At 72.9% G+C, this 11,290-nt stretch carries 9 protein-coding genes and 1 pseudogene; 4 read left to right on the forward strand and 6 right to left on the reverse strand.

The window, feature by feature from the left end:
* Nucleotides 1-12: 12 nt before the first annotated feature.
* Complete coding sequence (locus ACZ4Z1_RS17230; RefSeq protein WP_468487427.1) at nt 13-1,344, forward strand: pyroglutamyl peptidase; 1,332 nt, start codon at nt 13-15, stop codon at nt 1,342-1,344.
* Nucleotides 1,341-2,153, forward strand: coding sequence for a carbon-nitrogen hydrolase family protein (locus tag ACZ4Z1_RS17235; RefSeq protein ID WP_468487428.1), 813 nt, complete (start codon nt 1,341-1,343; stop codon nt 2,151-2,153). The genes ACZ4Z1_RS17230 and ACZ4Z1_RS17235 overlap by 4 nt, the downstream gene beginning before the upstream one ends.
* 134 nt (nt 2,154-2,287) lie before the next feature.
* Here ACZ4Z1_RS17235 and rbsK read toward each other — a convergent pair whose 3' ends face one another.
* The 6 genes and pseudogenes from rbsK to ACZ4Z1_RS17265 all read right to left on the reverse strand — a co-directional run bounded on the left by rbsK (nt 2,288) and on the right by ACZ4Z1_RS17265 (nt 10,044).
* Nucleotides 2,288-3,187, reverse strand: a complete 900-nt coding sequence (gene rbsK, locus ACZ4Z1_RS17240; RefSeq protein ID WP_468487613.1) for a ribokinase — start codon at nt 3,185-3,187, stop codon at nt 2,288-2,290.
* Nucleotides 3,188-3,194: 7 nt separating this feature from the next.
* Nucleotides 3,195-5,173 (reverse strand): annotated as a pseudogene (locus ACZ4Z1_RS17245) (ABC transporter permease/substrate-binding protein).
* Entirely contained in the window at nt 5,163-7,058 is a 1,896-nt protein-coding gene (locus ACZ4Z1_RS17250; RefSeq protein ID WP_468487429.1) for a sugar ABC transporter ATP-binding protein, read from the reverse strand. The pseudogene ACZ4Z1_RS17245 and the gene ACZ4Z1_RS17250 overlap by 11 nt, the downstream one beginning before the upstream one ends.
* Nucleotides 7,055-8,089: a LacI family DNA-binding transcriptional regulator gene (locus ACZ4Z1_RS17255; RefSeq protein WP_468487430.1), complete on the reverse strand. Its 1,035-nt coding sequence runs from the start codon at nt 8,087-8,089 to the stop codon at nt 7,055-7,057. The genes ACZ4Z1_RS17250 and ACZ4Z1_RS17255 overlap by 4 nt, the downstream gene beginning before the upstream one ends.
* Nucleotides 8,090-8,498: 409 nt before the next feature.
* Entirely contained in the window at nt 8,499-8,927 is a 429-nt protein-coding gene (locus tag ACZ4Z1_RS17260) for an organic hydroperoxide resistance protein (protein ID WP_468487431.1), read from the reverse strand.
* Nucleotides 8,928-9,021: 94 nt separating this feature from the next.
* Nucleotides 9,022-10,044: an NADP-dependent oxidoreductase gene (locus ACZ4Z1_RS17265; protein ID WP_468487432.1), complete on the reverse strand. Its 1,023-nt coding sequence runs from the start codon at nt 10,042-10,044 to the stop codon at nt 9,022-9,024.
* 89 nt (nt 10,045-10,133) lie between these two features.
* On the opposite strand from ACZ4Z1_RS17265, the gene ACZ4Z1_RS17270 reads away from it, so the two are divergent.
* Together ACZ4Z1_RS17270 and ACZ4Z1_RS17275 are read left to right on the forward strand one after the other, a co-directional pair.
* The gene (locus tag ACZ4Z1_RS17270) at nt 10,134-10,565 is read left to right on the forward strand and encodes a MarR family winged helix-turn-helix transcriptional regulator (RefSeq protein WP_468487433.1); all 432 of its coding nucleotides are present in this window, start codon (nt 10,134-10,136) and stop codon (nt 10,563-10,565) included.
* 53 nt (nt 10,566-10,618) lie between these two features.
* Nucleotides 10,619-11,257, forward strand: a complete 639-nt coding sequence (locus tag ACZ4Z1_RS17275) for a mycothiol-dependent nitroreductase Rv2466c family protein (RefSeq protein WP_468487434.1) — start codon at nt 10,619-10,621, stop codon at nt 11,255-11,257.
* Nucleotides 11,258-11,290 lie beyond the last annotated feature (33 nt).

Genomic DNA, 11,290 nt, shown 5'->3' on the forward strand with positions numbered 1-11,290 from the left:
TTTACTCACCCCATGAGACGCATACGTACCTCGGTGGGCGTGCTCGGTGCCGCGTTGCTGACCGTGGCTCCGCTCGCCCTTGCCGCCCCTTCCGCCACCGCGGCCCCCTCGGCCACTGCCGTTACGCGGCAGCAGGCCGCCACCGCGCCGGCCGTCGAGGAACAGCGGCTGTCGCAACGCGTGCCGCAGGAGATCCTGCGGCGCAGCGGCTTCGCCCCGGTGGCCGGGAGATTCGCGGACGGACTGGGGCAGGTGCACTCGTACAGAGCGGCGAAACGTTACGTCACGGATGCGGGGCGCGGACTGTGGCGGCGCGCGGTGGACCGCGTCCAGGGGCGCGGGCCGCAGGGCGGCGACCTGAGCCGGGACGACGACCGGCCGCTGTACTGGGCGCGGCTGGGCATGACCAAGGCGCTGCGCGAGTGGCAGCCGCGGTTCCGGCTGACCCCGGGCCAACGGGACGCGCTCATGGGAGTGCTGGAGCGGGGCTCTCGTGGGCAGGACTCGATCGACCTGCCCGGCGGCGGGCACTCCAGGACCCGGACCCTGCGCGTCGTCGTGACCGGCTTCGACCCCTTCCAGCTGGACGCGGACGCACGGCGCAGCAACCCGTCGGGCGCCGCGGCGCTCGCGCTGGACGGCACCACGGTCCGTACGTCCTCGGGGCGGCTCGCCCGTATCGAGACCGCCGTCTTCCCCGTACGGTGGGCCGACTTCGCGGCGGGCACGGTGGAACGGACACTGCTGCCGCACTTCCGGCACGGGCCGCGGCAGGTGGACCTGTTCACCACCGTCAGCCAGGGACGGCCGGGCCGGTTCGACCTGGAGCGGACGAACGGCGCCTGGCGGGGCGGCTATCCGGACAACGCGCGGGAGTCGCGTACCGGCACCGTCCCCGTCCCGAAGGGGGTGCCGACCGTACGGCCGCAGCCGCAGTGGACCACCACGACCCTGCCGTACGCGCGGCTCACCAGCGCCGCCACCGGGCCGTTCCCGGTACAGGACAACACGGCGGTGACCGAGATCCCGGCGGGCGGCGGGGCGCCCGTCGAGCGGCCGGACGGGCCGACACCGGGCTCGACGGCCCGCGAGGGCGGCGGCGGTGACTACCTGTCCAACGAGATCGGCTACCGTGCCACGCTGCTGCGGGACGCGCTGAAGCAGAAGGTGCCGGGCGGCCATCTGCACACGCCGGTACTCCAGTTCGGCGCCGGGAACACCGATCCGGCGACCGGCGAGGTCACCGACCCCGGCTTCGTACGCAACCGGACCGCCATCACCGGACAGGTGCGGAACATCCTGACCGCCGCGTTGTCAGTGGCACCGGGCATGATGGAGAAATGATCGTTGCAGCGGCGCAGTTCGCGCCCACACCGTTGAACGTCGAGGCCAACGCGGCCCGCACCGCCGAGCTGATCGCCGAGGCCGCCGGCCTCGGCGCCGAGCTGGTCGTCCTCGCCGAGCTGGCCCTGACCAATTACGAGCTCGACGCGATAGCCGCCGCCCCGGAGCGGTACGTCCTCGCGCCGGACGACCCACGGCTCGCCCCCGTCCGGGACGCCTGCCGGGCGGCGGGCGTGGCCGCGGTGGTCAACTGCCCGGGGGCCGGCCCCTCGGGCACGGCGGACGGCATGACGATCGCGTCGTTCGTGTACGGGCCGGACGGCGCACTGCTGGCCCGTTACGACAAGCACCACCTGCACGGCCAGGAGAACGAGCTGTTCACGCCCGGACCTCGCGCGGGCGGCCGCTTCACCTACCGTGACCTGAAGTTCGCCCTCGCCACCTGCTACGACAACGCCTTCCGCGAGGTGGCGGAGCAGGCCGCGGCCGACGGCTGCCAGGTGTATCTGGCCAGCTCGTTCCACGACGCGGTGGAGCGCACGGAGCGGTACGCCGCCACGGCGCGGGACCACGGCCTCGACGTGCTGCTCGCCAACGCCATCGGTCCGGGGAGCGCGGGCATCGCCTGCGGGCACAGCGGCATATGGGCGGCGGACGGGACGTGCCTCGCGCGATCGACCGGCGGGGCCGGCCTGGCGGTGGCCGAGGTCGGGCGGGGTGTCGGGCGCACAGCGGCGGGGCGCGAAGGAGCCGGGATATCCGGCGGCACGGGGGCCGGGCCGGTCGCTCAGGCTGCTGAGCAGGCCTGAACGGGTCCGGGCGGGTGCCTGAACGGGTCCGGGCGGGTGCCTGAACGGGCCCGGGCGGATGCCTGAACGGGCATGGCGGGAGCGGTTTGGGTACGCCGCTCCCGCCAGGGCCTCCGCTCCCGCCGTGCCCCCGCTCAGGACGGCAGTTCGTCCAGCGTCGGGTAGGACGGCTGGGCGCCCGGCTTGGTGACGGCGGCGGCGCCCACCCGTACGGCGAAGCGGGCCGCGTCCGTGAGGGAGTCGCCGCGGGCCAGGCGGGTCGCGAGGGCGCCGGTGAAGGCGTCGCCCGCGCCCGTGGTGTCGACGGCCTCGGCCTTGACGCCGGGGACCCGGCCGGCGCTGCCCGCGCCGTCCACGACCAGCGCGCCGTCGCCGCCGAGGGTGACGACGACCGAGCGGGCGCCCTGCTCGCGCAGCGCCTGGGCCCAGTCCTCCGGGGTGCCTTCGCTGCGGCCCGCGAGCTGCTGTGCCTCGTGCTCGTTGACGACGAGGGGGTCGGCGGCGGCGAGGAGTTCGGGGTCCAGGCGCTCGGGGGTCGGGGACGGGTTGAGGACGACCCGGGTGCCGGCCTCCGTGGCGGTGGCGGCGGTGGCCCGTACGGTCTCCATCGGCACCTCCAGCTGGAGGGAGACGGCGGCGGACGCGGCGATGACGTCGCGGGCGGCCGCCACGTCCTCGGGGGTCAGTGCCGCGTTGGCGCCCGGGGAGACGACGATGCTGTTGTCGCCGTCCGGCCCAACGATGATCATCGCGGTGCCGGTACGGGCACCGGACTCGACGATCACGTGCGCGACGTCCGTGCCCGCGGCGCGCTGCGCGTCCAGCAGCAGTTCACCGTACGCGTCGTCACCGACCCGGGCCAGCAGACCGACGCGGCCGCCGAGCCGGGCAGCGGCGGCGGCCTGGTTGGCACCCTTGCCGCCCGCCGACTCGACCAGGTCGGAGCCGTGCACGGTCTCGCCCGCGCCGGGCCGCCGCGCCACCCGGACGGTCAGGTCCGCGTTGGCCGAGCCCACTACCAGTACGTCGTACATCTGCTTCTCACCCATCGAATTCCGCCGCGTTCTTGCCGGTCACCAGGACCACCGGCACCTTCATCTGCTTCGGCAGCCGCTCGCCGCGCGCCGCCTTGAGCGCCTGCTCCACGGCCCGCTTGCCCAGCAGTCTGGGCTGCTGGGCGACCGTGGCGGTCAGCGTCCCGCCGCGTACGGCCGCGACGCCCTCCGGCGTCCCGTCGAACGCCACGACCTTCACGTCCTTGCCCGCCCGGGCGCCCAGCGACTTGGCGGCGCCGAGCGCCATCTCGTCGTTGGCCGCGAAGACGCCGCCGATGTCCCGGTGTACTTGGAGCATATTGGACATCACATCCATGCCCTTGGCCCGGTCGAAGTCGGCGGGCTGCCGCGCCACCACCTCGATGCCCGGGTACGCCTTGATGCCCTCCTCGAAGCCCTGCCCGCGCTCGCGGGCTGCCGAAGTGCCGGGCTGGCCCTCCAGGAAGGCCACCTTGCCCTTGCCGCCGAGGGACTCGGCGAGCGTCTTCGCGGCGAGCCGGCCGCCCGCGACATTGTCCGAGGCGATGGCGGACCCGACCCGGCCGCCGTTGACGCCGCGGTCGAGGGAGATCACCGGCACGTCCGCCCGGTTGGCGACGCCGACGGCCGGCACGGCGGCGTCGGAGTCCACCGGGTTGATGATCGCCGCCTTGACGTCCTGGCTGGTGAACGTCTCCATCTGGTTGATCTGCTGCATGGGGTCGTTCTGCGCGTCGGTGATGTTGATGTTCAGGCCGCGCCGGTCCGCCTCGGCCTGCGCACCCTCCCGGACGGCGACGAAGAACGGATTGTTCAGGGTGGACAGGGCCAGCCCCAGGTCCGTGTCGCCACCACGGTCGCAGCCGGACAGGGCGAGGGCGCCGGCCAGGACTGCCGCGCCGAGCACGCCCGAACGCCTGCGGAGCGAGCCGGTACCCCGGTCGGGCGTACCGCCGTCGGGCAGCCCCGTACGCCGCCTCATCGCGCGCTCCGGCGCCGCAGCGTGTCCAGGAGCACCGCCAGCGCGATGACCAGGCCGGTGGCCACCTGCTGCCAGAACGCCGAGACGCTCAGCAGGTTCAGGCCGTTGCGCAGCACGGCGAGAATCAGCGCGCCGATGAGCGTGCCGGACGCCTTGCCGGAACCGCCGGAGAGGCTGGCGCCGCCGATGACGACGGCGGCGATGGCGTCGAGTTCGTATCCGACGGCGGCCTGCGGCTGGGCGGAGGTCAGCCGGGCCGCGAGGACGATGCCCGCGACCGCCGCGAACAGCCCGGACAGCGCGTAGATCACCAGCTTGCGGCGCTTGACGTCGATACCGGAGAGCCGCGCGGCCTCCTCGTTGCCGCCGATCGCGAACATCGTGCGGCCCGCGTACGTCCGGTTGAGGACCAGCGCCGCCGTCAGCCCCATCGCGATCATGACAAGGACCGGGACGGGCAGCCAGCCGCCCAGCGTGTCCCCCAGCCTGCTGACCGAGGCCGGGAAGGGGATCGGCGTACCGCCGGTGATCACCAGGGCGAGGCCGCGGCCGACGGAGAGCATCGCGAGCGTGGCGATGAAGGCGGGCAGCTTGCCGTACGCGACGAGCGCGCCCGAGACCAGGCCCGCCGCCGCACCGATCGCCAGGCCCAGCAGGACGGCGGCCCACACCGGCAGGCCCGCGTCGGTCGCGGCCCAGGCGACCACGGTGGCGCTGAGGGCGGCGACCGAGCCGACCGACAGGTCGATGCCGGCCGAGACGATCACGAAGGTGACGCCGAAGGCGAGGATGGCGGTGACGGACGCCTGGACGCCGACGTTCAGGAGGTTCTGCCCGTTCAGGAAGTCGCCGGACAGGATCGCCATGACCACGACGAGGGCGATCAGGCCGCCCAGCGGGCCGTTCTTCAGGACGGCCCGGGTGAACCAGGGGCCGAAACCGGCACCGGGCGGGGCGGTGCCGACCGCCTCGGCGGCCGCTCCCGTCTTCACATCAGCGGACATCGGAGCCCTCCTTCGCGCTCTCGTTCGTCGTCTTGTGCGGCGTCTTCCGGCCCGGTGCCTTCCGGTCCGATGACGTCCGGTGCGGTCCGGACGCGCCGTCGGCCGGCCGCACCGCCAGTTCCATCACCGCGTCCTGCGTCGCCTCGCCGCCGGCGAGTTCACCGGCGAGCCGCCCCTGCGCCATGACCAGCACCCGGTCGCTCATGCCGAGCACCTCGGGCAGGTCGCTGGAGATCATCAGCACCGCGCGGCCGGCTGCCGTCAGCTCGTTGACCAGCTGGTAGATCTCGACCTTGGCGCCCACGTCGATGCCGCGCGTCGGCTCGTCCAGGATCAGCAGCCGGGTGTCGGCCAGCAGCCACTTGCCGATGACGACCTTCTGCTGATTGCCGCCGGAGAGGGTGCGCGCGGGCTGCCCCAGGCCGCTCATCCGCACCTTCAGCTGCGCGGCCACGCCGGCCGCCGCGCGCCGCTGCCCCCGCCGGTCGACCAGGCCGCCACGGGTGTCGCGGTCCAGGCGGGCCAGCGTCAGGTTGTCCTGGAGCGAAGCGTCCAGGACCAGGCCCTGGCCCTTGCGGTCCTCGGGGACCAGGCCGAGCCCGGCGTGCATCGCGGCCCGTACGTCGCCGGGGGCCAGCACCTGCCCGTCGACCTCGACGGTCCCGGCGTCGTACCGGTCCACGCCGAAGACCGCCCGGGCGACCTCGGTACGGCCCGCGCCGACCAGGCCCGCGAGGCCGACGACCTCGCCGGCCCGCACCTCGAAGCCGACGTCCTCGAAGACCGGGGTGCCGTTGGGGCCGTGCCGGGTCAGACCGCGGACGCGCAGCAGGGGCGCGCCGGGCTCGTCCGGGCGCTGCCGCGGGTACTGCTCGGCGATGTCCCGGCCCACCATCAGGCGGATCAGCTCGTCCTCGTCCGTACCGGCGGGCACCTCGGCGACCGAGCGGCCGTCGCGCAGCACGGTGACGCGGTCGCCGAGGGCGCCGATCTCCTCCAGGTGGTGGGTGATGAAGATGATCCCCACCCCTTCGGCGCGCAGTTCGCGCACGATGGCGAAGAACGTCTCGACCTCCTCGGAGGTCAGTACGGCGGTCGGCTCGTCCATGATCAGGACGCGGGCGCGCAGGCTCAGCGCCTTGGCTATCTCCACCATCTGGAGGCGGGCGATGCCCAGTTCGGCGACCGGGGTGTCCGGGGAGACGTCCAGGCCCACCCGGCGCAGCAGTTCGGCGGCGCGTGCCCGCATGGTCTTCTTGTCGATCAGGCGGAGCGCGGTGCGCGGCGGCCGGCCGAGGAAGATGTTCTCCGCGACGGTCAGGCGGGGGACGAGGTTGAACTCCTGGTGGATGGTGGCGATGCCGAGCCGTTCGGCGTCCTGCGCGGAGCGGATGTGCACCTCACGAAGGCCGTCGCGGGAGCCGGCGCCGGTCGGGCCGGCGCCGGTCGGGCCGCTGCCAGCCGGGTCGCCGACAGCCGGACCGGTGCCGGTCGAGCCGCTGACGCTCGGACCGCTGACAGCCGGGCCACTGCCAGTCGGATCGCTGCCGACCGGACCGGAGCCGGTCGGGCCACTGCCGGCCGGACCACTGCCGGTCGAACCGCCGCCGATCGAACCACCGCCAGCCGATCCGCCACCGCCCGGTCCGGCGGCCACGAGGATGCGCCCGGCGTCGGGCCGGTGGGCGCCGGAGAGCATCTTGATCAGGGTGCTCTTGCCCGCGCCGTTCTCGCCGAGCAGCACGTGCACCTCGCCCGCGCGCAGGCTCAGGTCCACACCGTCCAGCGCACGGACACCGGGGAACGACTTCGTCACCCCCTCCATGCGCAGCAGTTCGCGGCCGGCCGGTGCGTCGCCCCGGACGTCGTCGTTGACGTCGGTCATGCGCTGCCCTCCTCCACTTGGGTGTCCTCACGGGTGGTGCCCGGTTCGCCGCAGGAGCGGCGGGTGACGAGGCGGGCCGGCAGCAGTACGGAGCCGGGCGCGCGCCCCTCGATCCGTTCCAGCAGGGTGTGCAGGGCGGCCCGGCCCAGCTCGCGGGTGGGCTGCGCGATGGCGGTGAGCGGCGGGTCGGTGTGCGCGAACCACGGCACGTCGTCGTACACGACCAGCGCCACGTCGTCCGGCACCCGCAGCCCGCGCGCGCGGATCTCGTCCATCGCGCCGAGCGCCATCAGGTTGTCGGTGGCCAGTACGACGTCGGGCGGCTCGGGCAGGTCCAGGAAGCGGCGCATCACCTGGCGGCCGCCGGTGGGCTGGAGGTCCGGCGTGGAGCCGACGCGCTCGTCCGGCAGCGCTGTGCCGTGCGCGGCCAGCGCCGTGCGGAAGAGTCTCAGCCGCTCGTCGCCGGTCGGTGTGCCGGCCGGGGCGACGATGATCGCGGGGCGCCGCCGGCCGAGGGCGGCGAGGTGTGCGGCGAGGTCGGTGAGCGCCGCGGCACCGTCGGCCCGTACGCACGGCGCGTCGATGCCGGGCACGATCCGGTCCAGGAGCACCAGCGGCGTGCCGGAGGCGGCGGCCTCGCGCAGCATCGCGGAGCCGGTACCGGCCGAGCTGACCAGCAGGCCGTCGATGCGGCGGTCCAGCAGGGTGCGGATGTAGTCGTCCTGCTGGCCGGTGCGTTCGGCGGCGTTGCCGATGATCAGGCTGTAGCCGAGGCCGCGCGCCGCGTCCTCGACGGCGTCGGCCAGCTCGGTGAAGAACGGGTTGGTCAGGTCGCTGATGACCAGGCCGAGTGTGCCGGTACGGGCGGTGCGCAGGGCACGGGCAATGTTGTTGGGCCGGTAGCCCAGCTCCTCGACGGCGGCGAGCACCCGTTCCCGGGTCTCGGCGACCGGGCTGCGCCCGTTGAGCACCCGGGAAACCGTCGCCACGGACACTCCGGCCCGCTCGGCCACATCCTTGATCTTCGCCATGCCGCTCCAGCCCTTCCGTGCGGGTTCGCGCAGGCCGGGCGAGGACACCGCGGTGCAGGGCGGCTCGATCGCACATCGGCGTGTAATCGATTTCGTGTGGGCTTACGTAATCGATTACACGCCGATACCGTCAAGATGGCGCCCGAGTGGCCTGCGTCACATACGGGGCCCTGGGGATGGCAGGCGGCGGCGGTGAATCGCCCGGCTCTACCGTCACTCGGCCCCCTCGGACGCCTTACGCCACCACGTTAGCCACTGCCCGTACGGCACCCCAGAGCGTCGGCCACATTTGGCGCGAACCTGACAGCCACATCCGGGAGCCACTGGAACGACCGAGGGCCGCACCCCGTGCGGGAGTGCGGCCCTCGGCCCGGAGCCTCGTGCCGGCGCGTCGGCCGACAGCCGGACGTCAGTCGATGCTGAGCTTGACGTCGATGTTGCCGCGGGTGGCGTTCGAGTACGGGCACACCTGGTGGGCCTTCTCGACCAGGTCCTTGGCGGTGGCCGCGTCCACGTTCGGGATGGAAGCGGAGATCTCGACGGTGAGGCCGAAGCCGCCGGACGGGGTCTTGCCGATGCCGACCTTGGCGGTCACCCGGGAGCCGGAGACGTCCGCCTTCTCCTGGCGGGCGACGACGCTGAGAGCGCCCTGGAAGCAGGCGCTGTAGCCGGCCGCGAAGAGCTGCTCGGGGTTGGTGCCGGCGCCGCTGCCGCCCTGCTCCTTCGGCGGGTTGACGACGACGTCCAGCTTGCCGTCGTCGCTGGCGACGCGGCCGTCCCGGCCGTTCTCCGCGGTGGCGACGGCGGTGTAGACGACGTCTACGGGCTGGATGGACATAGGAATCCTCCTGTGGTTCGCCGCGACTCGCGCCCACGATCGCGACGGCTTGGGGCCGAGCCTAGTGGCCCGGCGGGACCGGCTCCGTCAGGGGTCAGTCCGTGAGATCGACGATCATCTTGCCGGTGTTGTCACCGCGCAGCAGGCCGAGGAACGCCTCGAACCCGTTCTCGATGCCGGAGACCTTGGTCTCGCTGAACTTCAGCTCGCCCGAGCGCACCCAGGCCGACACCTCGTCGACGAACTGCTCCTGGAGGTGGCTGTGGTCGGCGACGAGCAGACCCTGGATACGCAACCGCTTGCCGATGACCTGCGCGAGGTTGCGCGGCGCGGGGGTCGGCTCGGTGGCGTTGTACTGCGAGATCATGCCGCAGACGGCGACCCGGCCGTGCACGTTCAGCGAGTCGAGGGCGGCTTCCAGGTGGTCGCCGCCGACGTTGTCGAAGTAGACGTCGATGCCGTCGGGGGCGGCGTCGCGGAGCTGCTCCTTGACGGACCGGTCGGACTTGTAGTTGAAGGCGGCGTCGAAGCCGTACTCCTCCGTCAGCAGCTTGACCTTCTCGTCGGAGCCCGCGCTGCCGATGACCCGCGAGGCGCCCTTGAGCTTGGCGATCTGGCCGACCTCGCTGCCGACCGCGCCGGCCGCGCCGGACACGAAGACGGCGTCACCCTCCTTGAAGGAGGCGACCTCCAGCAGGCCCGCGTAGGCCGTCAGGCCCGGCATGCCGAGCACACCCAGGTAGGCGGAGAGCGGCGCCAGCGACCCGTCCACCTTGGCGGTCTTGGCGGCGTCCACCACCGCGTACTCGCGCCAGCCCTTGAAGTGCAGGACGTGGTCGCCGACCGCGAAGCCGTCCGCATTGGAGGCGATGACCTCGCCGACCGCGCCGCCCTCCATCGGCTCGTCCAGCTTGAAGGGCGGGGTGTAGGACTTCACGTCGTTCATCCGGCCGCGCATGTACGGGTCGACGGAGAAGTAGAGATTGCGCACGAGAAGCCGGCCCTCGCCGGGCTCGCCGATCTCGGCCTCGCGCAGCGCGAAGTCCTCCGGCTTCGGCCAGCCGTGCGGGCGGGCGACCAGGTGCCATTCGCGGCCGGACGTGGGCGGTGCGGACATGGGCTGCTCCTCCTCGGAATACTTCAGGTGCTGAAACAACAATGCTCTTCGATATTTCATGTTGTCAAGCAAGTCGCTACCCTGGTGTCATGACACCTCGCCCAGACCACCTGACCGTCGAGGTCGTCGAGCTGATCGGCACCGTCGTGGCCCGTTATCACGAGGAGTACGAGCACGCGGCGGCCGAGCACTCCCTCACCGGCGCCCAGGCGCGCGTCCTCGGCCTGCTCGCCCGCGAGCCGATGCCGATGCGCCGGATAGCCCGGAGCCTGAAGTGCGAGCCGTCCAACGTGACCGGGATCGTGGACCGGCTGGAGTCCCGTGGCCTGGTCGAGCGCCGCCCGGACCCGGCCGACCGCCGGGTCAAGCTGGCCGCTCCCACGGAGGCGGGGCGGACGACGGCCGCACAGCTGCGGGACTCCCTGGACTTCGCGCGCGAGCCGCTCGGCGAGCTGTCCGTCGCGGAGCGCGCGCTGCTCAAGGAGCTGCTCCAGCGGATGCTGCGCATCCCGCCGGAGTAGGGGCGCGGATCGAACTCCCGGCCGGAAGTTCCGTATCGAACTATCGTGGCGTCATGACTGTTCAGAACGCGTCTTCCCCGAACACCACCCGTCATACGGTCGACTTCTACTTCGATCCCCTCTGCCCGTTCGCCTGGATCACTTCGCGCTGGATCCTGGAGGTGGAGGCCCATCGCGACATCGACCTGCGCTTCCGCGTGATGAGCCTGTCCGTCCTCAACGAGGGCCGCGAGGGGCTGCCGGAGCAGTACCAGGAGCTGCTGGCCAAGGGCTGGGGGCCGGTGCGGGTGTGCATCGCCGCCGCCCAGGAGCACGGCGAGGGCGTACTGCGCGACCTGTACACCGCGCTCGGCACCCGGCTGCACAACGGCGGCCGGGACGATTACGCCACCGTCATCGAGGAGGCGCTCGCCGAGGCCGGGCTGCCCGGGGAACTGGCCCGCGCCGCCGACAGCACGGAGTACGACGACGCGCTGCGCAAGAGCCACCACGAGGGCATGGACCCGGTCGGCGAGGAGGTCGGCACGCCCACCCTGCACATCGACGGCGTCGCCTTCTTCGGCCCGGTGCTGACGGCGATCCCGCGCGGCGAGGAAGCGGTGCGCGTCTTCGACGGCGCCCGGCTGCTCGCCGGTTACGACAAGTTCTTCGAGCTGAAGCGGACCCGGACGGGGGACCTGGACTTCAGCTGAGTCCGGGCCGGTTGTCAGTGGCGGGACCTACCG

It is taken from the genome of Streptomyces sp. NPDC030165 (genome assembly GCF_055573595.1).

Coding starts and splice junctions, on each gene's coding strand:
- ACZ4Z1_RS17265 (WP_468487432.1), bottom strand. CDS start 10,044: ATGTCCGCACCGCCCACGTCCGGCCGCGAATGGCACCTGGTCGCCCGC.
- ACZ4Z1_RS17275 (WP_468487434.1), top strand. CDS start 10,619: ATGACTGTTCAGAACGCGTCTTCCCCGAACACCACCCGTCATACGGTC.
- ACZ4Z1_RS17235 (WP_468487428.1), top strand. CDS start 1,341: ATGATCGTTGCAGCGGCGCAGTTCGCGCCCACACCGTTGAACGTCGAG.
- ACZ4Z1_RS17230 (WP_468487427.1), top strand. CDS start 13: ATGAGACGCATACGTACCTCGGTGGGCGTGCTCGGTGCCGCGTTGCTG.
- ACZ4Z1_RS17250 (WP_468487429.1), bottom strand. CDS start 7,058: ATGACCGACGTCAACGACGACGTCCGGGGCGACGCACCGGCCGGCCGC.
- ACZ4Z1_RS17270 (WP_468487433.1), top strand. CDS start 10,134: ATGACACCTCGCCCAGACCACCTGACCGTCGAGGTCGTCGAGCTGATC.
- ACZ4Z1_RS17260 (WP_468487431.1), bottom strand. CDS start 8,927: ATGTCCATCCAGCCCGTAGACGTCGTCTACACCGCCGTCGCCACCGCG.
- rbsK (WP_468487613.1), bottom strand. CDS start 3,187: ATGTACGACGTACTGGTAGTGGGCTCGGCCAACGCGGACCTGACCGTC.
- ACZ4Z1_RS17255 (WP_468487430.1), bottom strand. CDS start 8,089: ATGGCGAAGATCAAGGATGTGGCCGAGCGGGCCGGAGTGTCCGTGGCG.